Source organism: Pseudomonas poae RE*1-1-14 (assembly GCF_000336465.1).
In the GTDB taxonomy this organism is placed as follows: Bacteria; Pseudomonadota; Gammaproteobacteria; order Pseudomonadales; family Pseudomonadaceae; genus Aquipseudomonas; species Aquipseudomonas poae.
Genome location: NC_020209.1, coordinates 4,015,712 through 4,042,470, shown reverse-complemented (window position 1 = coordinate 4,042,470; position 26,759 = coordinate 4,015,712). Strand labels below are relative to the sequence as shown.

The 26,759-nt window shown below is 60.1% G+C and carries 24 protein-coding genes; 13 read left to right on the top strand and 11 right to left on the bottom strand.

Annotation, left to right across the window (positions count from 1 at the left end; translation table 11 throughout):
* Positions 1–3: 3 nt before the first annotated feature.
* The 6 genes from H045_RS17615 to exaC all read right to left on the bottom strand — a co-directional run bounded on the left by H045_RS17615 (position 4) and on the right by exaC (position 6,848).
* Positions 4–660: a DedA family protein gene (locus tag H045_RS17615; RefSeq protein ID WP_003237086.1), complete on the bottom strand. Its 657-nt coding sequence runs from the start codon at positions 658–660 to the stop codon at positions 4–6.
* Positions 661–871: 211 nt separating this feature from the next.
* A complete protein-coding gene (locus H045_RS17610) occupies positions 872–1,330 on the bottom strand; it encodes a GNAT family N-acetyltransferase (protein ID WP_015373043.1) in 459 nt (152 codons plus the stop codon).
* Positions 1,331–1,420: 90 nt separating this feature from the next.
* A complete protein-coding gene (eutC, locus tag H045_RS17605) occupies positions 1,421–2,254 on the bottom strand; it encodes an ethanolamine ammonia-lyase subunit EutC (protein WP_015373042.1) in 834 nt (277 codons plus the stop codon).
* Positions 2,251–3,645 (bottom strand): ethanolamine ammonia-lyase subunit EutB, encoded by a 1,395-nt coding sequence (locus H045_RS17600; protein ID WP_015373041.1) that lies wholly within the window; start codon positions 3,643–3,645, stop codon positions 2,251–2,253. The genes eutC and H045_RS17600 overlap by 4 nt, the downstream gene beginning before the upstream one ends.
* Before the next feature lie 52 nt (positions 3,646–3,697).
* Positions 3,698–5,131 (bottom strand): ethanolamine permease, encoded by a 1,434-nt coding sequence (gene eat / locus H045_RS17595; RefSeq protein ID WP_003237077.1) that lies wholly within the window; start codon positions 5,129–5,131, stop codon positions 3,698–3,700.
* A gap of 196 nt (positions 5,132–5,327) precedes the next feature.
* On the bottom strand, positions 5,328–6,848 hold the full coding sequence (gene exaC, locus H045_RS17590) for an acetaldehyde dehydrogenase ExaC (RefSeq protein WP_003237075.1): 1,521 nt from the start codon (positions 6,846–6,848) through the stop codon (positions 5,328–5,330).
* Between the two features lie 260 nt (positions 6,849–7,108).
* On the opposite strand from exaC, the gene H045_RS17585 reads away from it, so the two are divergent.
* The 6 genes from H045_RS17585 to H045_RS17560 all read left to right on the top strand — a co-directional run bounded on the left by H045_RS17585 (position 7,109) and on the right by H045_RS17560 (position 16,593).
* On the top strand, positions 7,109–9,007 hold the full coding sequence (locus H045_RS17585) for a sigma-54-dependent Fis family transcriptional regulator (RefSeq protein ID WP_015373040.1): 1,899 nt from the start codon (positions 7,109–7,111) through the stop codon (positions 9,005–9,007).
* A 387-nt stretch (positions 9,008–9,394) separates the two neighbouring features.
* The gene (locus H045_RS17580; RefSeq protein WP_081602900.1) at positions 9,395–10,486 is read left to right on the top strand and encodes a hypothetical protein; all 1,092 of its coding nucleotides are present in this window, start codon (positions 9,395–9,397) and stop codon (positions 10,484–10,486) included.
* A 203-nt stretch (positions 10,487–10,689) separates the two neighbouring features.
* Entirely contained in the window at positions 10,690–14,265 is a 3,576-nt protein-coding gene (locus H045_RS17575) for a hypothetical protein (RefSeq protein ID WP_244159678.1), read from the top strand.
* Positions 14,266–14,340: 75 nt separating this feature from the next.
* Complete coding sequence (mpl, locus tag H045_RS17570) at positions 14,341–15,690, top strand: UDP-N-acetylmuramate:L-alanyl-gamma-D-glutamyl-meso-diaminopimelate ligase (protein ID WP_015373037.1); 1,350 nt, start codon at positions 14,341–14,343, stop codon at positions 15,688–15,690.
* Positions 15,687–16,316, top strand: coding sequence for a flavin prenyltransferase UbiX (gene ubiX, locus H045_RS17565; protein WP_003237066.1), 630 nt, complete (start codon positions 15,687–15,689; stop codon positions 16,314–16,316). Before mpl ends, ubiX begins: the two co-directional genes overlap by 4 nt.
* The gene (locus H045_RS17560) at positions 16,309–16,593 is read left to right on the top strand and encodes a YceK/YidQ family lipoprotein (protein WP_003237064.1); all 285 of its coding nucleotides are present in this window, start codon (positions 16,309–16,311) and stop codon (positions 16,591–16,593) included. Before ubiX ends, H045_RS17560 begins: the two co-directional genes overlap by 8 nt.
* A 48-nt stretch (positions 16,594–16,641) precedes the next feature.
* On the opposite strand, the gene H045_RS17555 is transcribed toward H045_RS17560, so the two are convergent.
* The 3 genes from H045_RS17555 to H045_RS17545 all read right to left on the bottom strand — a co-directional run bounded on the left by H045_RS17555 (position 16,642) and on the right by H045_RS17545 (position 19,592).
* Positions 16,642–17,283 (bottom strand): oxidoreductase, encoded by a 642-nt coding sequence (locus H045_RS17555; protein WP_015373036.1) that lies wholly within the window; start codon positions 17,281–17,283, stop codon positions 16,642–16,644.
* Positions 17,284–17,312: 29 nt separating this feature from the next.
* On the bottom strand, positions 17,313–19,031 hold the full coding sequence (locus H045_RS17550; RefSeq protein ID WP_003237061.1) for a C13 family peptidase: 1,719 nt from the start codon (positions 19,029–19,031) through the stop codon (positions 17,313–17,315).
* A gap of 105 nt (positions 19,032–19,136) precedes the next feature.
* Positions 19,137–19,592, bottom strand: coding sequence for a MaoC family dehydratase (locus tag H045_RS17545; RefSeq protein WP_015373035.1), 456 nt, complete (start codon positions 19,590–19,592; stop codon positions 19,137–19,139).
* Between the two features lie 185 nt (positions 19,593–19,777).
* Here H045_RS17545 and H045_RS17540 point away from each other — a divergent pair, with 185 nt between their 5' ends.
* Genes H045_RS17540 through H045_RS17530 form a run of 3 tightly spaced genes read left to right on the top strand, consistent with a single transcriptional unit; the run spans position 19,778 to position 21,461 of the window.
* Positions 19,778–20,131, top strand: a complete 354-nt coding sequence (locus H045_RS17540) for a CidA/LrgA family protein (protein ID WP_003237057.1) — start codon at positions 19,778–19,780, stop codon at positions 20,129–20,131.
* Complete coding sequence (locus H045_RS17535) at positions 20,128–20,844, top strand: LrgB family protein (protein ID WP_015373034.1); 717 nt, start codon at positions 20,128–20,130, stop codon at positions 20,842–20,844. Before H045_RS17540 ends, H045_RS17535 begins: the two co-directional genes overlap by 4 nt.
* Positions 20,845–20,867: 23 nt before the next feature.
* On the top strand, positions 20,868–21,461 hold the full coding sequence (locus H045_RS17530; RefSeq protein WP_003237052.1) for an LON peptidase substrate-binding domain-containing protein: 594 nt from the start codon (positions 20,868–20,870) through the stop codon (positions 21,459–21,461).
* Here the strand turns inward: H045_RS17530 and H045_RS17525 are convergent.
* Entirely contained in the window at positions 21,455–22,771 is a 1,317-nt protein-coding gene (locus tag H045_RS17525) for a bifunctional DedA family/phosphatase PAP2 family protein (protein ID WP_015373033.1), read from the bottom strand. The genes H045_RS17530 and H045_RS17525 overlap by 7 nt on opposite strands.
* Before the next feature lie 178 nt (positions 22,772–22,949).
* Positions 22,950–23,633: a DNA-3-methyladenine glycosylase gene (locus H045_RS17520; protein ID WP_015373032.1), complete on the bottom strand. Its 684-nt coding sequence runs from the start codon at positions 23,631–23,633 to the stop codon at positions 22,950–22,952.
* A 175-nt stretch (positions 23,634–23,808) separates the two neighbouring features.
* Between H045_RS17520 and H045_RS17515 the strand changes: the two genes are divergently transcribed.
* The 4 genes from H045_RS17515 (at position 23,809) to rlmH (ending at position 26,759) form a co-directional block, all read left to right on the top strand.
* Positions 23,809–25,074, top strand: coding sequence for a glutamate-5-semialdehyde dehydrogenase (locus tag H045_RS17515; protein WP_003237045.1), 1,266 nt, complete (start codon positions 23,809–23,811; stop codon positions 25,072–25,074).
* Positions 25,074–25,718: a nicotinate-nucleotide adenylyltransferase gene (gene nadD / locus H045_RS17510; protein ID WP_003237043.1), complete on the top strand. Its 645-nt coding sequence runs from the start codon at positions 25,074–25,076 to the stop codon at positions 25,716–25,718. Before H045_RS17515 ends, nadD begins: the two co-directional genes overlap by 1 nt.
* A gap of 69 nt (positions 25,719–25,787) precedes the next feature.
* Positions 25,788–26,282, top strand: a complete 495-nt coding sequence (rsfS, locus tag H045_RS17505; RefSeq protein WP_003237041.1) for a ribosome silencing factor — start codon at positions 25,788–25,790, stop codon at positions 26,280–26,282.
* Positions 26,283–26,291: 9 nt separating this feature from the next.
* Positions 26,292–26,759 (top strand): 23S rRNA (pseudouridine(1915)-N(3))-methyltransferase RlmH, encoded by a 468-nt coding sequence (gene rlmH, locus H045_RS17500; RefSeq protein WP_003237039.1) that lies wholly within the window; start codon positions 26,292–26,294, stop codon positions 26,757–26,759.

The following is a 26,759-nucleotide window of genomic DNA, read 5'->3' as shown; positions in this document are numbered from 1 at the left end:
CGGTTACTGCGGCTTGGCTTCGGAGGACGCGCGACCGAAACGGCTGCGGAATACGCCAATGATCATCGGCACCAGCGACAGCAGGATAATGAACACCACCAGCAGCGACAGGTTCTTCTTGATAAACGGCACGTTGCCGAAGAAGTAGCCCAGGGTGACCAGGCCACCGACCCAGAGAATGGTGCCCAGCACGCTGAAGCCGAAGAAGCGCGGGTAGGGCATTTTGGCGATACCGGCCACGAACGGCGCAAAGGTGCGCAGGATGGGCAGGAAGCGCGCCAGCGTCACGGTCTTGCCGCCGTGCTTGTCGTAGAAGTCATGGGTTTTTTGCAGGTAGTCGCGGCGGAAAATCTTCGAATTCGGGTTGCTGAACAAGCGTTCTCCGGCGGTTCGTCCGATGACATAGTTGGTGCTGTCGCCGAGGATCGCGGCCAGCATCAACAGGCCACCGAGCAGTACCGGGTCCATGCCGCCACCTGCGGCGACGGCGCCGGCGATAAACAGCAGGGAATCACCCGGCAGGAAGGGCATGACCACCAGGCCCGTTTCGCAAAAAATGACCAGGAACAGAATGGCGTAGATCCACGGACCGTAGTTGGTTACCAGCATGTCGAGGTAAACGTCGAGATGCAGGATCAGGTCAAGCGGGTTGAAATCCATGGATGGCACCTGTGTGAACGGCCCGACTCGGCAGGCCTGTGCGGAGGCTCGGGCAATAAGGCTACAAGTGACTGTCGCATTTCTTACAACCCTGGAAAGGTCCGCATTATACGGATTGAACGCTGAAAAGCGTGCGGCTTTTGTAGCGGGGCGTGTCGTGGTTGCCAATGTGGGATAGGCACCCACATTGGAGCTGCGAGAGGCTTTGGCGTCAGTCTACGTTGATCGGCAGAACGTAATTCTTGAATTCAGTGTCTTCGCGAAAGCCGATCGACTCATAGGTCTTCTGCGCCACTTCATTGTCGCTGCTGGTCGACACCCGCAGCCGCACCGCGTGGGTTTCCCTGGCCATTTTCTTTGCGGTGCGCATCAGGTTGTCGGCCACCAGTTGCCGACGCGCATCTTCGGCTACATACATATCGTTGAGGATCCACACCCGCTTGAGCGACAACGAGGAATAGCTCGGGTAAAGCTGGCAGAACCCCAGCAGCCGCTTGTCGTCGTCATCGGCCAGCGCCAGGTAAATCACCGACTCTTTACGGCGCAGGCGTTTTTCCAGAAAGGCCCGCGACGAATCCGGAAACGGCAACGCGCCGTAGAATTCGCGGTATTTGACGAACAGCGGGGTCAACAAATCCAGATGTTCCAGGGTCGCTTGAGTAATCCGCATGCCAGGCCTCAACTTCCAAAGGATATGACCACAGCAGCGGCCGTGACCTGATGCTGCCTAAAGACGCGAAAAAGCGCAATCGTGCCGCGATCAGCCCGTGGGCGGGCTGAGCAGGAAGTTTCCTTTGATCAGGTCGGGATCGTCGGATTCGAGGGTTTGCACCTGCGCTTCGTCCTTGAGGTTGACCCCCGACAGCTGTCGGCGACACGCCTCCCGCATCAAGTACAGCAGGCGATGGGCCGCCATGCCATAGCTCAGGCCTTCGAGGCGCACATTGGAAATGCAGTTGCGATTGGCATCGTTGAGTCCAACCCTGGGGTTGTAGGTGAAATACAGCCCCAGGCTGTCCGGCGAACTGAGCCCAGGCCGCTCGCCGATCAGAATCACCGTCATCCTGGCGCCGAGCAGTTGGCCGATCTCATCCGCCACGGCCACACGGCCCTGTTCCACCAGGATAACGGGCGACAGGGACCACCCTTCGGCGTGGGTCTGTTCTTCCATGCGTGTCAGAAACGGCAACGTATGTTTATGCACCGCCAGCGCCGACAAGCCATCGGCCACCACCACCGCCAGGTCCACGCCGCCGGGGTTGGCCACAGCGTAGTCGCGCAGATGTTGGGCCGACTCGTCACTTAAGCGTCGGCCCAGGTCCGGCCGTTGCAGGTAGCTGTGGCGGTCGCTGGCGGCGCTGTGCAGCAGCAGGCTGTCGCGGCCTCGCTCGGCCAGCTGACTGCTCAAGCCTGCGTGATCGAACGGCAGATGTACCGCATCCCGCGCCTGGGCATGGGCGAATTGAAAGTCCAGCTGCGCTTGGGTGGGCAGGCTGGTGCCTGTGCGGCCCAGGGCGATGCGCGCCGGGGTGAGGCGGCGCAATTGCAGCCACGGGTTTTCAGGGAGATCGAGTGACACCGGCGGCTCCTTCATCCGAGTTGCGCCAAGGCGTGGCGAAACGCCGGTGGCAGGCTGTTGCCAAACTGCACCTTGCCATCTGTCTGGGTAAAGATGCCCATTTTGGCCAGCCATTGCTCGAATTCCGGGGCTGGCTTTAAACCTAATGTTTGGCGCGCGTACAAGGCATCGTGGAACGAGGTGGTCTGGTAGTTGAGCATAATGTCGTCGGAGCCGGGGATGCCCATGATGAAGTTGATCCCGGCCACGCCCAGCAGGGTCAACAGGGTGTCCATGTCGTCCTGATCGGCTTCGGCGTGGTTGGTGTAGCAGATGTCGCAGCCCATGGGCACGCCGAGCAACTTGCCGCAGAAGTGGTCTTCAAGGCCGGCGCGGATGATCTGTTTGCCGTTGTACAGGTATTCGGGGCCGATAAAGCCGACCACGGTGTTGACCAGAAACGGCTTGAAATGCCGTGCCACCGCATAAGCGCGGGTTTCGCAGGTTTGCTGGTCGACGCCAAAGTGCGCATTGGCGGACAAGGCGCTGCCCTGGCCGGTTTCGAAATACATCAGGTTCTGCCCCAAGTTGCCGCGCTTGAGGCTCAAGCCCGCGTCATAGCCTTCCTGCAGCACGCTCAGGCTGATGCCGAAGCTGGCATTGGCTGCCTCGGTGCCGGCAATCGACTGAAACACAAGATCCAGTGGCACGCCCCGGTTGATTGCCTCGATGGAGGTGGTGACGTGGGTCAGCACGCAGGCCTGGGTGGGAATTTCGTAGCGCTGGATGATGGCGTCGAGCATTTCCAGCATGGCGCAGATCGAGGCGGTGCTGTCGGTGGCCGGGTTGATGCCGATCATGGCATCGCCGTTGCCGTAGAGCAGGCCATCGAGGATGCTCGCGGCAATGCCCGCGGGTTCGTCGGTAGGGTGGTTGGGCTGCAGACGCGTCGACAGGCGCCCGCGAAGGCCCATGGTGCCGCGAAAGCGGGTGACCACGCGGATCTTCTGCGCCACCAGCACCAGGTCCTGCACACGCATGATCTTGGACACGGCGGCGGCCATTTCGGGTGTCAGCCCGGGCGCCAGGGCGCGCAGGGAGTGTTCATCGGCGGCATCGCTGAGCAGCCAGTCACGCAGGCCGCCCACGGTCAGATGGCTGACGATGGCGAAAGCCTGTTTGTCATGGGTGTCGATGATCAGCCGGGTGACTTCGTCGCTTTCATAGGGGATCAGCGCTTCTTCGAGGAAGTGCTTGAGCGGGATGTTCGCCAGCGCCATTTGCGCCGCGACCCGTTCACCGTCGTTCTGCGCGGCGACCCCGGCGAGCAAGTCACCGGAACGGGCCGGGCTGGCCTTGGCCATTACATCCTTGAGGCTGTCGAAGCGGTAGGTGTGCGCACCCACCGCGTGGGAAAAGCTTGCCATACAGTGTCTCCTTGGCGACGCAGGCAGTGCCCGCGTCGAGGTTTACGGCAGTTCAGTGCAAGGCGGCCTCTGCGGCCTGGATCGCCGCGAATTCTTCTTCGGGCGTGCCTGCTACCAAGTGATGCCGGCTGTAGAAAGCAAAGTAAGCAATTAATACTCCATAGATGATCGCGGCGCCAATGACCACTCGTGGATCCACCAGAAAGCCCGCCACCACGGCCACGCAGGCCAGTACCAGCGCCACGCCCGAGGTGAAGATGCCGCCCGGCGTGCGATACGGACGGTCCATTTTGGGGCGGCGAATGCGCAGGGTGATGTGTGCAGCCATCATCAGCACGTAGGAAATGGTTGCACCGAACACCGCCACCAGGATCAGCAAGTCGCCCTGGCCGGTCAGCGACAGACCAAAGCCGATGATGCCGGGGATCACCAGAGCCAGCACCGGCGCCTTGCTTTTGTTGGTCTCGGACAACTTGCGTGGCAGGTAGCCTGCACGTGACAAGGCAAAAATCTGTCGGGAATAGGCATAAATGATCGAGAAAAAGCTCGCGATCAGCCCCGCCAGGCCCACCAGGTTGACGAAGCTGCCCATCCACGTCGGACCGCCGTACGCCGATGCCAGCGCCTCAACCAGCGGGTTGCCGGACTTGACCAGCGCATAGGTGCCGGCACCGCCCGGTGCAATTACCAGGATCAGCAGGGCAAAGCTGGTGAGCACCACAATGGCGCCGATCAGCCCGCGCGGCAGGTCGCGCCTGGGATTGCGGGTTTCCTCGGCGGCCAGCGGCACGCCTTCCACCGCAAGGAAAAACCAGATGGCATAAGGGATGGCGGCCCACACGCCGACGTAGCCGAAGGGCAGGAAGGCGCTGGCGCCTCGTGCTTCGGTTACCGGCATGTCCAGCAGGTTGGCGACGCTGAAGTGCGGCACCATCGACACCAGAAACACGCCCAGAGCAATGGCGGCGACGGCGGTGATTACAAACATCAGTTTCAGGGCTTCGCCGACGCCAAAAATGTGGATACCAATAAAGAGGATGTAGAACGCCAGATAGATCATCCAGCCGCCAATGCCGAACAGCGACTCGCAATAAGCGCCGATAAACACCGCGATGGCGGCGGGGGCGATAGCGTATTCGATGAGGATGGCGGTGCCGGTAAGGAATCCGCCCCAAGGACCGAAAGCGCTACGGGCAAAGCCGTAGCCCCCGCCGGCGGTAGGAATCATGGAGGACAGTTCGGCCAGGGAAAAACACATGCACAGGTACATGGTGGCCATCAGCAATGTGGCGAGGAACATGCCGCCCCAGCCACCTTGGGCCAGGCCGAAATTCCAACCGGCGTAGTCGCCGGAAATCACGTAGGCAACGCCCAGGCCGACCAGCAGCACCCAGCCGGCGGCGCCTTTTTTCAGTTCGCGTTGTTGGAAGTAGTCGCTGTCGACGTTTTCGAAGTCGACAGAAGAGCCAGTGGGTTCGCTAGGCATGGGGAAGTACCTTCCATTCTTATTGTTTTTAACTCGCCCTATATAGGCCGAATACACATAGCAAGTACCTGTGGAGATCCAAGTGTGGGAGCAGGCTTGCTCCCGATAGCGGTGGGTCAGTGGCATACATATTGGCTGACACGCTGCAATCAGGAGCAAGCCCCCTCCCACAGGGGCTTGCACTGCAGTCAGAAAATCAGAAGAACCCCAACGGATTGATGTCGTAGCTCACCAGCAAGTTTTTGGTCTGCTGGTAGTGATCCAACATCATCTTGTGCGTCTCACGCCCCACGCCGGACTTTTTGTAACCACCGAACGCCGCATGCGCCGGGTACAGGTGGTAGCAGTTGGTCCACACGCGGCCCGCCTTGATCGCGCGGCCCATGCGATACGCGCGGTTGATATCGCGGGTCCACAGGCCGGCGCCCAGGCCGAACTCGGTGTCGTTGGCAATCGCCAGGGCTTCGGCTTCATCCTTGAAGGTGGTGATGCTCACCACCGGGCCGAAGATTTCTTCCTGGAACACACGCATCTTGTTGGTGCCCTTGAGCAGCGTCGGCTGGATGTAATAGCCGCCTGCCATGTCACCTGCCAGTTTCTCCACCTTGCCACCGGTCAGCAGCTCGGCGCCTTCGCCCTTGGCGATTTCCAGATAGGAGAGAATCTTGTCGAACTGTTGCTCGGACGCCTGGGCGCCAACCATGGTGTCAGTGTCCAGCGGGTCGCCACGTTTGATCGACTCGACCTTTTTCATCACCACCTTCATGAAGTCGTCGTAGATCGACTCTTCCACCAGCGCGCGCGATGGGCAGGTGCACACTTCGCCCTGGTTGAAGAACGCAAGTACCAGGCCTTCAGCGGCTTTCTCGATGAACTGCGGCTCGGCCTTCATGATGTCGGCAAAGAAGATGTTCGGCGACTTGCCGCCCAGCTCGACGGTGGACGGAATGATGTTCTCGGCCGCCGCATGCATGATGTGCGAGCCCACCGGCGTGGAGCCGGTAAAGGCGATCTTGGCGATGCGCTTGCTGGTGGCCAGGGCTTCGCCGGCTTCCTTGCCGAACCCGTGCACCACGTTCAGCACGCCCGGTGGCAGCAGGTCGCCGATCAGCTCCATCAGCACGTTGATGCCCAGCGGCGTCTGCTCGGCGGGCTTGAGCACCACGCAGTTACCGGCGGCCAGGGCCGGCGCGAGTTTCCAGGCGGCCATCAGCAGCGGGAAGTTCCACGGGATGATCTGCCCGACCACGCCCAATGGCTCATGGAAGTGGTAGGCGGCGGTGTGCTCGTTGATTTCGGCGCTGCTGCCTTCCTGGGCGCGGATGCAGCCGGCGAAGTAGCGGAAGTGGTCGGCGGCCAGCGGGATGTCGGCGTTGAGGGTTTCACGCACGGCTTTGCCGTTGTCCCAGGTTTCGGTGACGGCCAGCAGTTCGAGGTTCTGTTCGATGCGGTCGGCGATTTTCAGCAGCACCAGCGAGCGGTCCTGGGCCGAGGTCTTGCCCCAGGCGTCAGCGGCGGCGTGGGCGGCGTCCAGCGCCTTGTCGATGTCTTTGCCGGTGGAGCGCGGGAAGTCGGCGATTGGCTTGCCGTTGACCGGCGAGGTGGTAGTGAAATAGTTGCCATCGACCGGCGCGACGAATTCGCCGCCGATGTAGTTGCCGTACTTGGCCTTGAACGAAACGATAGCGCCTTCAGTGCCGGGGTGTGCGTAACGCATGGTGGGTATCTCCTGACTTTTATGTTTATTGGAGTACAGCGATGTTGCGCGTGATAAAGCGTAGAGCAAAGGCCGGGCCAGCGCGTGCTGGGTCAGGTAAATCAAGGGGTTGATGGTTGTTGCAATCCGTTGTTGTCACGCGCTCGGTACAGTCCGGGTGACAGTTTGTGCCATGGGTGGTACAGCGCGGTCGGCCGGGATTGCATTGGTGGGAGGGCTGGGGGATGCTGGCCGTTCTCACGCAGGGAGAATAATAAGAAATGCACAACGACCATTTCAGTCGCCATGCCCGGCAAGTCCTCACCGTGGCGCGTGGCCAGGACCCGTCCAGTGATCCCTCCATCGCGCGCTCCTGGCTGCGCTGCCTGGAGGATTACCACCTCGACCCTGCGCAGACCATCGCCCCCACCGTGCTCGAACACGGCCGGCTGCAGGAAAGTCGCGAGCGCCTGCAACACGTATTGCACATCGCTGGCAGCGAGATGCACAGCCTGCATCAGCAGCTCTCGGGCGCCGGTCATGCGGTGCTGCTGACTGACGCCCGCGGGGTGATCCTCAATTGTGTCACCGCGCCGTCCGAGCGCAGGATTTTCGAGCGCGCCGGGCTGTGGCTGGGTGCCGATTGGAGCGAGGCGTGCGAGGGCACCAATGGCATCGGCACTTGCCTGGTGGAGCGTCAGTCCGTGACCATTCACCGCGATGAGCATTTTCGCGGCCGCCACACCGGGCTGACCTGCTCGGCGAGCCCGGTGTTCGACCCTCATGGCGAGTTGCTCGCCGTGCTGGACGTGTCCTCGGCGCGTGAAGCGGTGTCGCGCCAGAGCCAGTTTCACACGATGGCGCTGGTGAACCTGTCGGCCAAGATGATCGAGAGCTGTTACTTCCTGCGTCATTTTGAACATCACTGGCTGCTGCGTTTTCACCTGCAGGCCGAATCGGTGGGCTTGTTCAGCGAAGGGCTGCTGGCGTTCGACGGCGATGGGCGTATCTGCGCGGCCAATCAAAGCGCCTTGAACCTGCTGGGGCGAGCGCGCGGCGGTTTGCTCGGGCAGCCGGTAGAAGCGCTGTTCGACTGCACGCTTGATCAATTGCTCGGCCGCGCAAGCGCCAATGCCACGGCCAGTTGGCCGCTGCATACCCGTGACGGCCGGCGGTTATTTGCCGCATTGCGCGGCCAGGCCCGCATCCAGCCGGTTGCGCTGGCCGAGCCCGAGGCGCCCCGCCTGCCAGGTATCTGTTTGGGCGACCCTGCGCTACAGAGCGATTTTCGCAAGGCATTGCGAGTGTTCGAGCGTGATCTGCCGCTGCTGATCAACGGCGAAACAGGCTCCGGCAAAGAGGCCTTCGCCAAGGCGGTACACCACGCCAGCCAGCGCGCCGACAAGGCTTTCGTTGCCCTGAACTGTGCCGCCATCCCGGAAAGCCTGATCGAAAGCGAATTGTTCGGCTATCGCGGCGGCAGCTTTACCGGCGCGCGCAAGGAAGGTATGCAGGGCAAGTTGCAGCAGGCTGACGGCGGCACGCTGTTCCTCGATGAAATCGGCGACATGCCGCTGGCGTTGCAAACCCGTCTGTTAAGAGTGCTGGACGACCGCATGGTGGTGCCCATCGGCGGCGAGCCGCAGGCGGTCGATGTGCGCATCATCAGCGCGACCCATCGGGATTTGCTGGCGCGAATTGCCAATGGCACCTTCCGTGAAGATCTCTACTATCGCCTCAATGGCCTTGAGATCGCCTTGCCGCCGTTGCGCGAGCGCAAGGACAAACCACAGCTGCTGGACTTTCTGCTGGCTCGGGAGGCGGCGCAACAAGAAGTCATGTTGGATATTGCAGCCCGCGAGGCGCTATTGGCATACACCTGGCCGGGCAATGTACGGCAGTTAAGTACGGTGTTACGCGCGTTGGTGGCACTCTGCGACGGCGGGCGAGTGGGATTGGAAGATTTACCCGTGGCTATTCGCCAGCTCGCACCGCACTCGGTATCACCTGATGACACAGCGTATTCGCCTTTATGCGATGCCGAGCGTCTTACGCTGCTTAATGCCCTGGAGCTACAGCGGTGGCACATAAGTCACACGGCGAAATATCTGGGCATAAGTCGTAATACATTGTATCGAAAACTGCATAAGTATGGATTGGCAAGGCATGTGCTAGCCTGAGTTTTAAAGGCTTGCGTTTGATTTTAAATCAGCTGTTTTGTTTAACTGATTATGTGATTTTCCTGGTGTGTAGTCATTGTTTAGGACGGGTTGCTATGCGGTTGGCGAAAGCGTTCTTAACGCTTGTGGGAAATAGGCTAAAAGCTGGAAGTCTCATGGAACTCTATGCTGGCAAGGGTCCACTCAATAGTCGAGAACAGGGAGATCTCTTAATGAAAACTTAAATTTTATATAGAGGTGGTTTTAATGGCTAGAGTCAATGCGTCTGTACCCATGATTATCCCGGCTTATGTTCCGCGGCCTGCTACCGCTCCGGCTGCACCTACGAGGAGCGTTAGTTTTTCGGGTCAGCCCACTGTTGGCAGACCTGTAACTAAATCACGCAGTATGAGTGTCAACCAGGGGCATTCAAGGCCGGCGGTTAAAAAAAATTCGCTCGGACAAACACTTAACGCGCAGGGCAAGCCGATTAATGCCTCGGGGCATTTAATTAATGAGTTTAATCAGCGCATTAATCCCCAGGGTTATGCTATCAATGATCAACATCACTTGATCGACAAGCAAAACAGGCTGGTTAACAAAGACCAGTATCTCGTAGATTCCGTGGGTCGGCCTCTCGACAAGAAGGGCAACGTTGCCAGGAGTATGGAAACTGCGGTGAAGGGTGATGTCGCTCTTCCAGTGGGTCGGGTGGTTGCTTCAGCCAATCATGCGTTCGCCAAGTGGAACAAAAAAGCTGCAGTCGGCAAAACGAATGAGAAGTCGGAGGTGCCTCCGATTAAAAACTTAGCCGAATTAACCCAGCGCATGATGGACGCGGAAAAATTGATCAAGGCCGGCGTGATTCCTAAGTCGCCTGGTGTAAAGCATGTTGCAGCGGAAGCAGCCACCAATGCTGCGATCAGCGGTTTGGTTTCGGCGCCTATCAGCGTCGGTGCCTATGGTGCTTCTACCTCGTGGGGCGAAAGTATCAAAGCGTCCTACCTGCCTCTTCCGCTTTTGCCACAAGCGCCAGGGACCAAGTCGATCATTGACCCTTCCTTGGCCAAAACCCAGAAGGAGGCAGCAACCACCAAAGAGTTGGGTGCAGAAACCAAAGAGCTGGATGCAGAAACCAAAGCGCTGTACAGCAAAATGGACGACTTGCAAGTCTCAGCATTTGCGTCGACGAATACGGCAATGGCTTTGCAACTCGGGACCTTTGAAAAGGGCTGGCTTCCTTCTCCTGACTGGTCAGCCGACCCTCTCAAACGAATGACCCAACTTGAGGAGTTGCTGGATCGCAGTGAGGCTTTAACCTGTGAGTTGGCTGAAAAGTGCGAAGTCTTCTTTAAACCGCACTTGCCGTTGAAGGATGCACCCAAGGGGGCCGCGGGTCTCTCTGAGCGAGTCGACACGGCCCAGCGAAGACTGCACCTAATCGATAAATCCCAAGTGAGTATCTTGGCGAGTATTAAGGCTCGTACCGAAGGGGAGTAAGCGGCGTTGCTTTTGCTTCTAATACTTAAGTGTCGTGCTTGGCGCAGGAGGCGTTTTATGCCCGACGTTGAGTGCTCTGCTGAGCGATACCTTAGTATTTGATTAGCAACTAAGCGTTTTCTGGTGGGGCAAGTTGCGCTGCCAGAAAACGCTTTTCCGTTGATGGGTTAGATCAGCTATAACAACCGAAGGAAATATTCCGTATGAGCAATCACTCAAGTCTTGCTGATGGGCGAGCCGTGGCGTCGTTAATACAGGTGAACTCTTCAGTTGTTGATTGGCAGGCTTCTCAATTGACGGGTGATGCACAGTTGGCTAAAGCACTTGGGCGCCAGTTGGCAACAGGCGGAAGAGTTCAAGTGCCTGCGCACTCTACGCTGGGCCGTTGGATCAACGTATTGAAGTCAGCTGTCCATTCTTCTGCCGCGCGGCGGTTGGAAGCAATAGCAGGTGGTTCCGTTGATGAAATTCGAGTTAATACGCGAACCGGTGAAGTCACCTATTATTTTAACGCTCGAATTAAAAGGCCGAGTGTGCTGCTGACAGATCTTTTAGGTGGACGTGAGATAGAGAATGCCTTGTTGCATATCGCCAATGTGCTCGCCCCCAATGACGAGTTGCGTATTCCGGCGTTTTATCAGGGCGGTACGGTAGCGTTGAGCGATGTGCAGAATTTTTACGGTGAGCGGCAGCATGCGTTGCCCCACCCGTCGTTAATGGAGCCGGTGCAGCAAGCGGTAGGTGACGCGGATACCCTCTATAACATGCTCGCCGTGATGAAGGCCGTCCTTGCCAAACCAGGCCCTGCTTTCGACCTCGCGCTGTGGCAGGTAGAAGTGGCCCCTTATTCTCAACACTGGAGTCAAGAGCAGCGCCAACCTGTGACGGTCAGTCTCAAGCAGTTGATTCTCGACAATGGCTGGCTCGTTCCAGAGAACAAGGATGAACTATTCAATCTCCTTCTGGCACTGGGAGCGCAAACCTATAGCAGCGGGAGCAAAAACAGCGCAGGCGGACTGCTCACCAAGGATGTGTCAATGAGTGCGCCAGATCAGTCCGCAGTCACCCGCGTTGTTGAAACATGGATTGCCCAACAGAAAAAACAGCAACCTGAGGGGCGGCGTAGCGCTGAGAGTTTGATCGAATACTTGAGCCGCTCAATTCCCGAGTCTAATAGTCCTCAAGCCTTCCTAAAGAACCTCGTCAACGCTCCAGAAGGACAGACACTGGGTAAGCGAATACAAATGGCGATGGGTGCATTGCCTACCGCCACCAGCAGCGAAGAAGCCTTGATGACCGCGTTGTTATTGGATGCCGATATCAACGCAGGGCAACAGCGCAACAATCTGGCTGGCTATAACCTGCGCCAACAAGCCAACTGGGGGTGCTCACCGGCTGAAGTGGTCAGCCGTTTTGAAAAGCATCTCGACGTTCGCTTTGGTGCGTCGCTGGCAAAAGTGGTGGCGTTTCAATTGTTATCCGTCTGCGCACCTGAATTTCTTGTGAAAGACATTCCGCCCTCCCTTGTATACGGTTCCCATTCATGGGCGCTGTTTAGTGCCGCGGTATCTCGAAGGGAGCTGAGTGCGGCAGGGTCAACCGTCGGCGAAACTTACCAGGCAGTTATGGAGCAGGACAGTGTTGCGCCTATCACCGAACTTGCGCAGCACCAGGCACAACTTGCCCTGATGAGGTCAGTGATTGACTGGGCTATCGTGCGGGGCGTTATTCAAGAAAACGTTGACGACGAGTATACGGTCGAGCAAGTCGAACGCTCAGTCGAGGCAATGAATGTTCAAGTAAACAGCATGACCGAGGCCGTAGAGCTGTTAAGCACGCCAATACCGACACGAAACAGGTTGGCGCTTGCGGAATTACGGCGCGTTTACGGCTCTGAAAACACACGTTTTTTTGAGCAGAAACTGTTTAGTACAGTCGCGTCGGGTAACAGATTGATTTATTCCCTGATGGATATTTATATGTCCGGCGATCTGCATGCACATCGCTGGTACTCTGACAGCGCGGAATTTTCGGCTGAAAAAGTAGTTCCGCAGTTCTCGCAATTAAAGGATATAAACAAAGCGTTTGATGAGTCGTTTGAGGTCTACACGGCTCAGTTAAAGAAAATGTTCGAGGACGTGTTCAGCTATCAAGTTTCATTGTTGCCGCTGGAGGACAGGCGTTTGCTTGCGCGGGGCAAGATTACAACCTTTAGCCTCGATGCGCCCAATGACCGGACAGGTCTAATTGCTGATCACAAGATCGCTCAATATATTGCCACGGGCGCCATGCTCATTCGCGCGGAGCTGGATGGCAGGGTCGCACATTATTTGTATTCGCCTGCGCAGGGAAAGATTGTCAAGGATGCCGACCCTTCTCGGCCCGGTTTGCAGTTCCCGCAGACGCATCTGTATTTCACGATGCCTCGGCCCGGTTCGCCCGGCGAAACTGAAAGCACCGTCGATATACATTGGCAATTGGCCGACAAACCCTCTTTGGGCGTTACCGCGCGTCGCATCTACCCCTCGGCATCTTTGGCGGCGGCCATGCCCAGGTCGTTTGTGGGGCCGGTTCCGGGGGTTACTTCTCCCAAGCTCAGTGAATTGTCGACCATTGTCGGCGCTTACTTTACCCGTGGTCTGGAGTCGGTCAAAAAAAACGCCAAGGGGCAGACACCTCAAGAACGATCGATTGCGTTTCATGCGGCGGTTCGTGAGTTTTTCTTGAACCTGGTGCCTTTTTATTCGGCAATCAAAAGCTTTATGGAGGGCAGGATTGGCGAGGGTTTTATAAACCTTGTATTGGACGTGTTCGGTTTTGTTGTCCCCTCCGCGAGAGGCGGCGTTCAAGCCGTCAGGGCCGGCACCAAAGGGCTGGGCTCGCTGTTGAGTTTCACCAAAGGCTTTGCCGCGGTGGGCGTGCAGGCAGCCAACCCCCTGAGTAATGTGTTTGATGTGGGCCGTGGCGTGTTTAAGCTGAGTGGGAAAGGCATCAAGCAATTGGGCCGGTTGCAAGCGTCATCGCTCGACAAGTTGCGCAGTATCCATGGCCCGCGTAGTGGCAGCTTCACTCCTTCAAAATTGGGTAATAAAGAGAGCATCGGTCAAGGTACCTACCGAAAAGTAGAGGGGCATTCAGAATGGGGGGCTGCCCATGCCTCTACTGTAAACGGCGCGCCATTGAAAGAACTCGACCCCGATTCGCTATCCAATGTTGCCCGGCAGTTAGTGGCCCCGGCAGTGGGCGTCGTCATAGACTCAGGACTTTCTGCGGCCAGCACAGCGCTGAACAAGCACCTCTATCACCGCACGCTTCCCTCTGTGATTCACCATGGCAGCTTGCCCGAAGACGAACCTATGGCGCCTGTTCCGTCAGACGGCGTATCCGAAGGTATAGCGCCCACTGTCGAGGTACGCATTGACTCTGCTCTGCGCCTTCGGTTCGAAGCAGCAAAGTCGAATGCCGTCAATATAGAAAAACACTCACTGGAGTACTCGGCGGGGGGCACGGTGCTCAATCATGTTCCGAGGCAAGTCTGGTCGGACGACCCACAACAGCTTCTGGACCAGTTGGAAGCGGAGTTGTGTTTGATCGAGGAGCGCGCAGAAACCGACGCGCACATGCACAAAGTGTTTTTTGAACCTTACCACTTCTATGGTGCCCTTGATCAAGGCCCTGACGGTTTGGAAAAGCGCCTGGAGGTGATTGAGAAAAAGATAGTCGCAGTGAGAAAGGTCCAGGCGAAATTGTACAAGCTGCTGAACCCGGACGCGCCCTGATCCGTGGCATTGACCTAAAGAGTGCGATTTCCTTCGCCCTGCGCTAACCTGCGCCGATGTTTTACGAGGTCAATTATGCACATTCATATTTTGGGTATCTGCGGTACGTTCATGGGCTCTATGGCCGTGCTGGCCAAGGAGTTGGGCCATCACGTCACCGGCTCCGACGCCAACGTTTACCCGCCGATGAGCACGCAACTTGAGGCTCAAGGCATTGCGCTGACCCAAGGCTACGCCCCTTCGCAATTCGAACCGGTGCCGGACCTGGTGGTGATCGGCAATGCCATGTCCCGTGGCAACCCGGCAGTCGAGTACGTACTTAACAAGGGGTTGCCATATGTTTCCGGCCCGCAATGGCTGGCCGACCACGTACTGCAAGGTCGCTGGGTGCTGGCGGTTGCGGGCACTCACGGCAAGACCACCACCAGCAGCATGCTCGCCTGGGTGCTGGAGCATGCCGGCATGAGCCCGGGCTTTTTGATCGGCGGTGTGCCGCAGAATTTTTCGGTGTCTGCCCGTTTGGGTGAGACGCCGTTTTTTGTGATCGAAGCTGACGAGTACGACAGCGCCTTCTTCGACAAGCGCTCCAAGTTCGTCCACTACCGTCCGCGTACGGCCATTCTCAATAACCTTGAATTCGATCACGCCGACATCTTCCCCGACCTGCCGGCCATTGAGCGGCAATTCCACCACCTGGTGCGCACTATTCCCAGCGAAGGTCTGGTCATCCACCCCACCACCGAGCCTGCGCTGCAGCGTGTGATCGACATGGGCTGCTGGACTCCGGTGCAAACCACCGGCGCCGGCGGGCAGTGGCAGGTCAAGCTGCTGAGCGAAGACGGCTCGCGCTTCGAAGTGCTGTTTGAAGGCCAGGCCCAGGGCATCGTCGAGTGGGGCATGACCGGCCAGCATAACGTCGCCAATGCCTTGGTCACTCTGGCTGCCGCGCGGCATGTGGGCGTGGTGCCCGCCATGGGTATCGCTGCGTTGAGCGCGTTCAAAAGCGTGAAGCGTCGCATGGAGAAAGTCGCTGAGGTGAATGGCGTTACCATCTACGACGATTTCGCTCACCACCCCACGGCGATTGCCACCACCCTGGATGGCTTGCGCAAGCAGGTAGGTGATGCCCGAATCATCGCGATTGTCGAGCCGCGCTCCAATTCCATGAAGCTCGGCGCGCACCGCGATGGTTTGCCGCAAAGCGTCAACGATGCCGACGAGGTGATCTGGTATGCGCCCGCCAATCTCGGCTGGGACTTGCCGGCGATTGCAGCGCTGTGCAGCGTGCCGTCGACGGTCTGCGATTGCATCGAAGGCATCATCGAACACGTCAAACAGCAGGCCACGCCGGGTACTCACGTGGTGGTCATGAGCAACGGCGGCTTCGGCGGCTTGCATGGCAAGCTGGCCGAGGCGCTGAAATGAGCGGCCCGGAACGCGTCACCCTGGCAATGACCGGCGCATCCGGTGCGCCTTATGGCCTGCGCCTGCTTGATTGCCTGGTGCGCGAAGAGCGCGAGGTGCTTTTTTTGATCTCCAAGGCCGCGCAATTGGTAATGGCCACCGAAACCGATGTGTCACTGCCTTCCAAGACGCAGACCATGCAGGCGTTCCTCACCGAATACACCGGTGCGGCGGCGGGGCAGATCAAGGTCTACGGCAAGGAAGACTGGATGTCGCCGGTGGCCTCGGGGTCCGGCGCACCTGCAGCGATGGTGGTGGTGCCGTGCTCCACCGGCACGCTGTCGGCAATTGCCACCGGTGCCTGCAACAACCTGATTGAGCGGGCGGCGGATGTGACGCTCAAGGAGCGTCGTCAGTTGATCCTGGTGCCGCGTGAAGCGCCGTATTCGAGTATTCATCTGGAGCACATGCTCAAGTTGTCGAACATGGGCGTGACCATTTTGCCCGCGTCGCCGGGCTTCTATCACCAGCCGCAGACCATCGATGACCTGGTGGATTTCGTGGTGGCGCGCATTCTCAATCTGCTCAACATCCCCCAGGACATGCTGCCGCGCTGGGGCGAGCACCATTTGAACAGTGATGAATAAGGCGCTGCTGCTGGTGATGGCGCTGCAACTGGCCGGCTGCGCCACGGCGCGTACGCTGGACGCCGCGCAGCCCGGCGCACCGGTGGTGTATGCCGGCACACGCCTGGACCTGTATGCGATTGACGGCGGCTGTTGTGCCAGGGACAAGTTCGGGGCGGAGGCGCCGCGCTACCCTCACGCGGACCTGCCAGCCAGTGCGCTGCTCGATACGCTGCTGTTGCCGCTGTCGGTGTTAACGGTGTTGGGCGTGGGGTTTAACGCAACAGGCGGCCTCTGACGCAAGGCCAGATGTGGGAGAGGGCTTGCTCCCTCCCACAGGTTCAGGTTACTTGCCGAGCTTGCGCAACTCATCCGACTCCACCACCCGCACGCCATTCTGTTCTTCCAGGGCCAGGCGCCACATGGCCCGGGCGAGGTCGCACACTTCGATGCCGTGGTACTTGCCTGGAATCAAACGCGACAACGGCCCGGCCAGTTGTTCGGCCAGGCGCGGTTCAAGTCTATCCCCCAGCAACAGCGAAGGCCGTACGAGGGTAAGTTGCGGCCAGTCCTGCGCCCGCACTGCCTGTTCCATTTCGCCTTTGACCCGGTTGTAGAACACCGAGGATTTCGGATCGGCGCCAATCGCGCTGATCACGATCAGGTGCCGCGCGCCCAGTTCCCGCGCGCGTTTGGCGAAGGCGACGACCATGTCCAGGTCGACGGCGCGGAAGGCCGCTTCGGAGCCGGCTTTCTTGATAGTGGTGCCCAGACAGCAGAAGGCAATATCCACCTGGCCGCTCAGCTGTGGCAACACCTGCGCCGGCTCGCCCACCGGGTTTTCCAGGTGCGGGTGCTCGGCAAGTGGCTTGCGGCTCGGCGCCAGTACGCGGCTGACGGTGGGTTCGTTGAGCAGGCGGTCCAACAAGTGTTCGCCGGTAAGGCCCGAGGCGCCTGCGAGCAGGATATGCTGAGGTGTCAGGTACATGATGTTTCCCCCTTATTACACATTACAGCTTAGTTGCCTTTGGCTTCCTTGCTATTCATTGAGACGCTTTCGAGCGCCTTTCGTGCCTGCTGTTTGCGTAAGAGTTGCCAGTGGGCGATCACTCCCTTGGGCGCCCAGATCTGCGGTTCGGACGCTTCGAAGTTGTCCGCCTGCTCGCGCTCGGTCACGTGCAGTTGCGCCAGTTTGAAGGCTTGCTGCAAATCGTCGGTCTGGTTAAACGCCTGTGCGAAGAGGGCGTCGCCAAAGTAGGTGAAGTCGGCTTCCTCGGAACAGCCGAACGACACGCGATCAGCCCTCGAGGCGGTCATGATCAACGTGTGTTCATCTTTCAACGCTGGAATGAAGCCGCCGGAATAGCAGGCGGAAATCACGATGATCTTGTCGCGGTTTTGCAACGGCGTGAGCACGGCGGCCAGCTCGTCGGCGGGCAGGTCGGCCAGCTCCATGCGCGGCTGGTCGAGCACCAGTTCATGCTCGTGGGTGCCGTGGCTGGTCAGGTAGATAAACACCAGGTCTTCCGGCCCGCTGCGTTCGGCCAGGGTCTGTACTGCGCGGCGCAGGCTTTCACGGGTGGCCAGGGGACGGTCGGTGATGTGGTCGCGGTGGTTGACCAGGCGAATCTGCCCACGGGCGCCGAAGCGCGTGGCGAGCATGTTGCTGACGTAATCGGCTTCGCGCAGGAACACGCTTTGCTTGCCGTCGCCCGCCACGGCCAGGGTGTACAGCTCCACGGCGGGGGTGGAGGCGGGTACTGCGGCGAGCGCCTCGTTGAGCAAACGGCCCTGGGCGAACACGCCGATTTCCAGTGGGTCGGGCAGCAGCTTGCCGTCGGCGTCTCGCACGCGCAGGCCATTGGCCCAGGTACCTGCCTGCACGGTACCGTCGGTGAGCACCAGCGTGCCGCGACCCTGATAGCTGTCGCCATCGAAACCGCCGATATAGAAGCTGCCGTCCGTGAGGTTCAGGCGACCTTCGCCGGTAAAACGCCAATCGCTGAACTGGCCCACGTAGTGGCTGCCGTCCACGCCGATCAACTCGCCCTTACCGCTCAATGCACCTTCCTTGAACTCGCCGATCCACACGTCGCCGTCGGCGTTTTCGTAGCGGCCCTTGCCGTTGAGCTGGTTCTGTTTGAACTGGCCGACATAGATGTCGCCGTCGGCGCTGTTGAACGTGCCGTTGCCTTCCAGCTGACCATCGACGAAACGGCCGCTGAACTGGTTGCCACTGTCGTCGTTGCGTTGGCCTTCGCCGTTCGGCTTGCCGTGGGCGAACTGGCCCTGGTACTGGCTGCCGTCGGCCAGCTCCAGGCGACCGAGGCCTGAGTACTGGTCGTCGAGAAATTCGCCACGGTAGGTCATCTGCCCCTCTTTGAGGGTGCCTTCGCCGTTGCGGCGGCCCTTCTTGAAGCCGCCCACGTATTGGCTGCCGGCGGTGGTCAGGCTGCCCTGGCCATCGAACAGGCCCTGCTGGAACTCGCCTTTATAGACTTCGCCGTTGCTGCCATGCCATTCGCCCAGGCCGTGCCACTGGCCCTTGTCGAACGCACCGGCGTACCAACTGCCGTTGGGATAGTCGACACGGCCCTGGCCCTGCAGCAGGCCATTGACCACATCACCCCGGTAGCGGCCCCCATCGGGCAGGCGCGCATCGGGCGGCAACAGCGATTCGCCGTCTCCGCAGGCGGTGAGCAACAGGGCAAGGGCAAGGGGGGCGAGTGGGCGCATAGCGGGATCCGGATAATTGAGCGCCGAGTATGCCGCAGCCGCGCGTTTGATACATAAATTTACATACGTTGTGGCGAGGTTTAGCGCCTCACCACAGGCAGGGCCTTACACAAAGCAGAGGGACAGCGACTCGGCAATGTAGGCAGGTTTTTCCTGGCCGTCGATTTCCAGGGTGCAGGTGGCCTTGAGCAACCACTGGCCGGGCTTCTTCTCGGTGACATCGGTCAGGGTGACCGCCAGGCGCACCCTGGAGTCGACCTTCACCGGCTGGATGAAGCGCACGCTGTCCAGGCCATAATTGACCGCCATTTTCAGGCCTTCGGGCACGACCAGGATGTCTTCGATCAACTTGGGAATCAGCGACAGCGACAGAAAACCGTGGGCGATGGTGCTGCCGAACGGGGTCTGCGCGGCTTTGGCCGGGTCGACATGGATGAACTGATGATCGCCTGTGGCCTCTGCGAACAGGTTGATACGCGCCTGGTCGATGGTGAGCCAGTCGGAACGTCCCAGTTCCTTGCCGACATGATCTTTGAGCTGCGCTACAGGTACATAGGGCATTGCATCTCTCCTTGGTTCATCGGTTTTTATCTGCCCGATCGTCGGGGCATTTTCTGGATTGCAGAGAACCACTGTAGATCATCACGGCCCTTGCGCCCGGTCAATCCACCATGCTTATGGCGAATGCCGGTGCATAGACCTGACATGCTTATAATGCGGGCGAGTTTTGACGGGGGAGAACGCGGATGTTGTTAAGGGGCCTGACTTGGCTGGTGCTGTTTCAATTGATCGGCACGGCGCTCAATCATTTGCTGGTGCCGGTACTGCCGGGGCCGATCATTGGCCTGTTGCTGATGCTGGGATTCCTCATCTGGCGCGGCGAAGTCGGTGAGCCCCTGAACCTGGCGGCCAGCAGCCTGTTGCGATACCTGCCGCTGCTGCTGGTGCCGCCCGCCGTGGGCGTGATGGTTTACGCCCGCGAGATTGCCGCCGACTTCTGGGCCATCATCGGTGCGCTGGTGTTATCGCTGGTGATCGCCATGGGTTTCGTCGGTGTGCTGATGCAGCAGTGGGTCAAGCGCAAGGAGAAGAGTCAATGATCGGCGACTGGCAAGGCGCCTGGACCTCCGTTATCCATCACCCGCTGTTCGGCATCGGCATTACCTTGGGCGCTTACCAACTGGTGCTGGCCGGGTTCGAGAAAACCCGCTGGATCTTTCTGCAACCGGTGCTGGTCTCCATGCTCTTGGTGATCGGTGTGTTGCTCACCTGTGGCCTCAGCTACGCCGAATACCGCAAGAGCACCGAGATCATGGGCGTCCTACTGGGCCCGGCAACGGTGGCCCTGGCTGTGCCGCTCTACCTGAACCTGCGACGGATTCGCCAATTGTTCTGGCCGATTTTTACTACGCTGGTATTGGGCGGAGTGTTGGTCACCGGGCTGTGTCTGTTGCTGGGCCAGTGGTTCGGCGCCGAGCACCGGATGCTGATGACCATGGCGCCCAAGTCGGTGACCTCGCCGATTGCCATGCTGGTGGCCGAGCAGATCGGCGGCGTGGCCGCATTGGCCGCCGTGTTTGTGCTGATCACCGGCGTGGTCGGCGCCATGATCGGCCCGGCCTACCTGACGCGCCTCGGCGTGCACAGCCCCGAGGCGCGCGGCATGGCGCTGGGCATGACCGCCCATGCCGTCGGCACCTCGGTGGCCTTGCAGGAAAGCGAAGAATGCGGCGCCTTTGCCGCGCTGGCCATGAGCCTGATGGGCGTGGCCACGGCGGTGTTTTTACCGTTGGCCGTGTCGGTGATTGTTTAAACCCGGTTATGAAGGAAATCTTTATGAGTTTGGCGCTGTTCCCGCTCAATACCGTGCTGTTCCCCGGCTGCACGCTCGATCTGCAGTTGTTCGAGGCACGCTACCTGGACATGATCAGCCGCTGCATGAAAAAGGGCGAAAGCTTCGGCGTGGTGTGCATCCTCGACGGCCGGGAAGTCGGCATGGCGCCGGACGGCTACGCGCTGATCGGCTGCGAGGCCTTGATTCGCGACTTCAAGCAGCAGGACAACGGCTTGCTGGGGATTCGCGTCGAAGGCGGGCGTCGGTTTCGGGTACGCGAAGCGGGTGTGCAGAAAGACCAGTTGCTGGTAGCCGACGTGCAATGGCTGGACGAGCAACCGGACCTGCCACTCGAAGAAGAGGACGCCGACCTGCTGGCGCTGCTCCAGGCCCTGGCCGAGCATCCGATGGTCGCTTCTCTGGACATGGGCGGCAATGCCGAAGGCCAGCAGGCGCTGGGTAATCAGCTCGCGTATCTATTGCCGTTCACTGAAGCGGACAAGATCGACCTGCTGCAAATCGACGACCCGCAGCAGCGTCTGGACGCGATCCAGATGCTGCTCGATGAGTTGCAGGGCGAGCTGTTCACTCAATAGGCGTAGCGCAACAGCGCATGAGGTGTGCCGGTGAGGGCGATAAAGCTCATCACCACCACCAGCGCCGGCAACAGCAACCACCAGGTTCTGCGCGACAGGGCCGGCAGGGGGCTGCGGTATTCGCTGATCGCAAGGGAGAACGCACACACGGTCATGGCCAGCAGCGTGCCGGCAAGAATGTCCGATGGCCAATGAGCGCCCAGGTACACCCGCGACAACGCGATGAACGCGGCCGGAATGCAGCCCATCAGCATCCAGGTCAGGCGCAGCCGCGCAGGCTGGCCGCGCCCTGCCAGCACTGCCAGCGCGAGGAAAAACGCGAAGGCGCCGGAAGCATGTCCGCTGGGCATGCTGAAACTGGTGAGCGGTTCGGTGAGTATTTCCGGGCGGCCTCGGGCAAAGAACAGCTTGGTGCCGGTATTGACCACGGCTGCTCCGGCCAGCGTGGCACCGACGAACAGCGCATGGCGCCATTGTCGCGCCAGTAACAGCAGGCCGGTGAACACCGCGCTGGCGACGAACATTTTCTTGAACTCGCCCAACTGCGTGATCCGCACCATCACCTCGTCCAGCCACGCGCTGCGATGCTCCTGCACCAGTGCGCTCAGGCCCTGATCAAAGTGATTGAGGTGTGGGTAGCCGATAAACATCGCGATCAACAGCACCAGGCTCGCGCAGCCGATCCAGAGCGTTGCGCGGCGATGGCCGCGCAGGCTGCTGTTCAAGCTCAGGCCGAGCAAGACAGCCAGGCATCCTGCGACGACCGCCGCCTCAGGCCAGAAGCCTTCCGGCAATGGCAGGCGGAACGCGGCGCCCGTCGCCCAGCCCGGCATCAGGTAAGCCACCGACCAGCCTGCCGCCGCAACAATGCTCACGGCGGCAAAACGCGGGAAGGGCATGTCGCACATGCCGGCCACCATGGGCAGCATCGGGCGCAACGGGCCAATGAAGCGTCCGACCAGCAGGCTGGCGATGCCGTATTTGTGGAAGTAGGTTTCGGCGCCGCTCATCCATTCCGGGTGGTGACGCAAGCCGGGCAATCGCCGGATATTCTGGTGGAAATGTCGACCCAGAAAGTAGGAAACGCCGTCGCCCAGCAGCCCGCCGAGAAACCCCAGCAGCAACGTCTCGCTCAGCGACAACGCCCCGCTGCCAGCCAGCGCGGCAATGGCGAACAGCAACACCGTGCCCGGCACGATCAGCCCGGCAATCGCCAGGCACTCCACGCACGCGACGATAAACACCGCCACGGCCAGCCACTGCGGATTTACAGTCAGCCAGCCGGTAATGCTATCGAGCCATTGGCCCATACACTTCACTCCCTCTATGCACTACGTAAACCGGAACACTAAAGATTAACTGTGGGCGCGGGCTTGCCCACGAAGACGTCGGCCCAGCAAACATTGACGGTGACTGATCCACCGCTTTCGCGGGCGAGCCCGCTCCCACAAAGGGCTGCGGCGATATAAGCGCTCATGCCCGGTCGGCTCAAATCAAAAAATAATCCCGGCCTTCGACCTGGCCTCGGCGCAGCGGGTTCCGCGTGCAATAAGGCGCATAGCCTGCATCTACAAAACGGTACATCAAGTGCTCATCGCGTCCGCTCGGGATGCCCAGGCGGGTGGTCTGGATAATTTGCGTGGGCGTCTGTCCCACGTCCTGCACATAAAGCAGCTCCTGGTCGAACCGCTTGGCGTCCCACATCGGCACCTTCAGGCCCAGTGCCTTGCACAGCAGTGTCTGGCCGGCGCAGAGCTTTTGCGAGGCGCGCGGGCTGCCGTCGGGGTTCGGGTTATTGAGCAGCATCTGCGCCAGGCTCGCGGGGCCCGAGACCTCGTCCACCCACGGATAGGCCGACTTGATCAGCACCGCGTTGCCCGGGCCATGGGCGCTGAAGTTCAGCGAATCGCCGCCGCGCGCGTAATACATGTAGATATGGCCACCATCCAGAAACAAAGCCTTACGCTTTTCTGTGTAGCCAAGTGACGCGTGACTGCCTTTTTCCGCCACGTAATAGGCTTCGGTTTCAATAATTCGCGCAGAAAGCCAGAGATCGCCCACGCGATGGCGTATGACTTTTCCGAGCAGATCCCGTGCGAGCAATTGCGCGTCGCGGTCGAAGAAGTGGTCGGGCAGGGCGCTGGCGGGGAGTTGGGGCGTGACGCTTGGCATAAGAGGTCAGGGGAATACAGGTAAATGTGACCGAATAATAACAACTCCCCGCTTAATTACCGCTGAACACCTGTTTTTTACAGTTCATTTCGACCATCCGCCCCTCACCGCTGTCAGTCGGGCGGCGTCACAGCTATAATCTGCCGCTTTCCTCTTTGGCCAAGTCTCCCTGACCATGACTGAGTCCGTTCTCGACTACATGACCCGCCTGGGTCGCGCAGCCCGCCAGGCCTCGCGGTTGATCGCCCGCGCGAGCACTGCGCAGAAGAACCGTGCCCTGCTGGCCGCCGCCGATGCGCTGGATACCTCGCGCGCAGCGCTTGCGGCCGCCAACGAACAGGATTTGGCCAACGGCCGCGCCAATGGCCTTGAGCCAGCCCTGCTGGACCGTCTGGAACTGACCCCGGCCCGTATCGACGACATGATCGAAGGCCTGCGTCAGGTGGCCAAGCTGCCTGACCCCATCGGTGAAATCCGCGATATGCGCTACCTGCCGTCCGGTATCCAGGTCGGCAAGATGCGTGTGCCCCTGGGCGTGATCGGCATCATCTACGAGTCGCGCCCGAACGTGACCATCGACGCCGCGAGCCTGTGCCTCAAGTCCGGCAACGCCACTATCCTGCGCGGCGGTTCCGAGGCCATTAATTCCAACCGTGCCATTGCCGCCTGCATCCAGCAGGGCCTGGCCGTGGCCGAGTTGCCCGCCGAAGTGGTGCAGGTGGTGGAAACCACCGACCGCGCCGCCGTCGGCGCGTTGATCACCATGCCCGAGTTCGTCGACGTGATCGTGCCACGCGGTGGCAAGAGCCTGATCGAGCGCGTCAGCCGCGAGGCCAAGGTGCCGGTGATCAAGCACCTGGACGGCGTGTGCCACGTGTTCATCGACGTGGCCGCCGACATCGACAAGGCGATCCGCATCGCCGACAACGCCAAGACCCATCGCTACGCCCCGTGCAACACCATGGAGACACTGCTGGTGCACGCCGGCATTGCCGAGCGCGTGCTGCCGCCGCTGGCTGCCATCTACCGCGACAAGGGCGTGGAACTGCGTGGCTGCGAACGCACCCGCGCGCTGCTGGGCGCAGACGTGATCGAAGCCACCGAGCAGGACTGGTACACCGAATACACGGCGCCGATCCTGTCGATCCGCATCGTCGACGACCTGGACCAGGCCATCGAACACATCAATACCTACGGCTCCAAGCACACCGACGCGATCGTCTCCGAGCATTTCAGCGATGCCCGGCGTTTCCTCACCGAGGTGGATTCCGCGTCGGTGATGATCAACGCCTCGACGCGCTTTGCCGATGGCTTCGAGTATGGCCTGGGGGCAGAGATCGGCATCTCCACCGACAAACTCCACGCACGCGGCCCGGTCGGCCTGGAAGGCCTGACCAGCGAGAAGTACGTAGTGTTCGGCGACGGTCACGTGCGCACTTGATGGCTAAACGCATCGGGCTGCTCGGTGGCACCTTCGACCCCGTGCACATCGGCCATTTGCGCAGTGCACTTGAGGTTGCCGATGCGCTGGGGCTGGACGAGATGCGGGTGATGCCCAACGCGCGGCCGCCCCATCGCGACATGCCGCAGGTGTCGCCGCAGCAGCGCCTGGAAATGGTGCGCGTGGCAGTGGAAGGCATCGCACCGCTGGTGGTGGACGACCGCGAACTCAAGCGCGATAAACCGTCCTACACTGTCGACACCCTGGAGCTGATGCGCGCCGAGTTGGCCGCTGATGACCAGTTGTTTCTGCTTTTGGGCTGGGACGCATTTTGCGGCCTGCCCTCTTGGCATCGCTGGGAGGAACTCCTCCAGCATTGCCACATCCTGGTGCTGCAACGCCCGGATGCCGACAGCGAACCGCCGGATGCCCTGCGCAACCTGCTGGCCGCGCGGTCGGTAAGTGACCCCTTGGCCCTGACCGGGCCGAACGGGAATATTGCATTCGTCTGGCAGACCCCGCTTGCGGTGTCTGCCACCCAGATCCGTCAACTGCTGGCCAGCGGGAAGTCGGTACGTTTCCTGGTGCCTGACGCGGTCCTGGCCTACATCGATGCGCACGGGCTTTACCGTGCGTCGAACTGAAAAGGCGCGCTTGACCGCACGAACTGTCGTGCAGCAAGCGCCCGAACATATGAGCAAAACGAGTTTTTTATGACGAACAAAGACGTAAGCAAAGTTAAGCGCAAAGGCACCTTCAAAAGCGCCCCGCTGCCGGTTGAAGCCCACGTTGGCCCGGAGCTGGCTGGCGAAGAGCTGGTGAAAGTCGCGGTTGCCGCGCTCGAAGACGTGAAGGCCCAGGACATCCAGGTGCTGGACGTGCGCGACAAGCAGAGCATCACCGACTACATGATCATCGCCACCGGTACCTCCAACCGCCAGATCGGCGCGATGCTGGACAAGGTTCGCGAAGCCGTCAAAGCCCAGGGCGTCAAGCCGTTGGGTGAAGAAGGCAAGGGCGACAGCGACTGGGTGCTGCTGGATATGGACGACGTGATCGTTCACATGATGACGTCCAACGCCCGCCAGTTCTACGACCTGGAGCGTCTGTGGAAAGGCGCCGAGCAGAGCCGCGCCGCCGACGGCAAGCACCACAGTCCGGAAGTGGGCCACGCGCACTTCGACAAGCTCAACAAAGACCAGGAATAAGGAACGGCTGTGCGCCTGCGTCTGATCGCTGTCGGTTCACGCATGCCCAAGTGGGTGGAAGAGGGCTGGCACGAATATGCCAAGCGTCTGCCCGCCGAGCTGTCGCTTGAGCTGGTGGAAATCCCGCTCAACACCCGGGGCAAGAATGCCGACGTGGCGCGCTTTATCCGTCAGGAAGGCGAAGCCATGCTGGCCAAGGTCGGTGCCAACGAGCGCATCGTCACCCTGGAAGTGCACGGCAAGCCCTGGAGTACCGAGCAGTTGGCGGTGGAACTGGACCGCTGGCGCCTGGATTCGCGCACGGTCAACTTCATGGTCGGTGGCCCCGAAGGGCTGGCGCCGGAAGTGTGCGCGCGGGCCGATCAGCGTTGGTCGTTGTCGGCGCTGACGTTGCCGCACCCGTTGGTAAGGATTCTGATCGGTGAACAGCTGTATCGCGCCTGGACAGTTCTGTCCGGGCACCCTTACCACAAATAA

What these genes read in the sequence shown, in the direction of transcription:
- H045_RS17615 (WP_003237086.1), bottom strand. Translation starts at nt 660, where the DNA reads ATGGATTTCAACCCGCTTGACCTGATCCTGCATCTCGACGTTTACCTC.
- H045_RS17610 (WP_015373043.1), bottom strand. Translation starts at nt 1,330, where the DNA reads ATGCGGATTACTCAAGCGACCCTGGAACATCTGGATTTGTTGACCCCG.
- eutC (WP_015373042.1), bottom strand. Translation starts at nt 2,254, where the DNA reads ATGAAGGAGCCGCCGGTGTCACTCGATCTCCCTGAAAACCCGTGGCTG.
- H045_RS17600 (WP_015373041.1), bottom strand. Translation starts at nt 3,645, where the DNA reads ATGGCAAGCTTTTCCCACGCGGTGGGTGCGCACACCTACCGCTTCGAC.
- eat (WP_003237077.1), bottom strand. Translation starts at nt 5,131, where the DNA reads ATGCCTAGCGAACCCACTGGCTCTTCTGTCGACTTCGAAAACGTCGAC.
- exaC (WP_003237075.1), bottom strand. Translation starts at nt 6,848, where the DNA reads ATGCGTTACGCACACCCCGGCACTGAAGGCGCTATCGTTTCGTTCAAG.
- H045_RS17585 (WP_015373040.1), top strand. Translation starts at nt 7,109, where the DNA reads ATGCACAACGACCATTTCAGTCGCCATGCCCGGCAAGTCCTCACCGTG.
- H045_RS17580 (WP_081602900.1), top strand. Translation starts at nt 9,395, where the DNA reads ATGAGTGTCAACCAGGGGCATTCAAGGCCGGCGGTTAAAAAAAATTCG.
- H045_RS17575 (WP_244159678.1), top strand. Translation starts at nt 10,690, where the DNA reads ATGAGCAATCACTCAAGTCTTGCTGATGGGCGAGCCGTGGCGTCGTTA.
- mpl (WP_015373037.1), top strand. Translation starts at nt 14,341, where the DNA reads ATGCACATTCATATTTTGGGTATCTGCGGTACGTTCATGGGCTCTATG.
- ubiX (WP_003237066.1), top strand. Translation starts at nt 15,687, where the DNA reads ATGAGCGGCCCGGAACGCGTCACCCTGGCAATGACCGGCGCATCCGGT.
- H045_RS17560 (WP_003237064.1), top strand. Translation starts at nt 16,309, where the DNA reads ATGAATAAGGCGCTGCTGCTGGTGATGGCGCTGCAACTGGCCGGCTGC.
- H045_RS17555 (WP_015373036.1), bottom strand. Translation starts at nt 17,283, where the DNA reads ATGTACCTGACACCTCAGCATATCCTGCTCGCAGGCGCCTCGGGCCTT.
- H045_RS17550 (WP_003237061.1), bottom strand. Translation starts at nt 19,031, where the DNA reads ATGCGCCCACTCGCCCCCCTTGCCCTTGCCCTGTTGCTCACCGCCTGC.
- H045_RS17545 (WP_015373035.1), bottom strand. Translation starts at nt 19,592, where the DNA reads ATGCCCTATGTACCTGTAGCGCAGCTCAAAGATCATGTCGGCAAGGAA.
- H045_RS17540 (WP_003237057.1), top strand. Translation starts at nt 19,778, where the DNA reads ATGTTGTTAAGGGGCCTGACTTGGCTGGTGCTGTTTCAATTGATCGGC.
- H045_RS17535 (WP_015373034.1), top strand. Translation starts at nt 20,128, where the DNA reads ATGATCGGCGACTGGCAAGGCGCCTGGACCTCCGTTATCCATCACCCG.
- H045_RS17530 (WP_003237052.1), top strand. Translation starts at nt 20,868, where the DNA reads ATGAGTTTGGCGCTGTTCCCGCTCAATACCGTGCTGTTCCCCGGCTGC.
- H045_RS17525 (WP_015373033.1), bottom strand. Translation starts at nt 22,771, where the DNA reads ATGGGCCAATGGCTCGATAGCATTACCGGCTGGCTGACTGTAAATCCG.
- H045_RS17520 (WP_015373032.1), bottom strand. Translation starts at nt 23,633, where the DNA reads ATGCCAAGCGTCACGCCCCAACTCCCCGCCAGCGCCCTGCCCGACCAC.
- H045_RS17515 (WP_003237045.1), top strand. Translation starts at nt 23,809, where the DNA reads ATGACTGAGTCCGTTCTCGACTACATGACCCGCCTGGGTCGCGCAGCC.
- nadD (WP_003237043.1), top strand. Translation starts at nt 25,074, where the DNA reads ATGGCTAAACGCATCGGGCTGCTCGGTGGCACCTTCGACCCCGTGCAC.
- rsfS (WP_003237041.1), top strand. Translation starts at nt 25,788, where the DNA reads ATGACGAACAAAGACGTAAGCAAAGTTAAGCGCAAAGGCACCTTCAAA.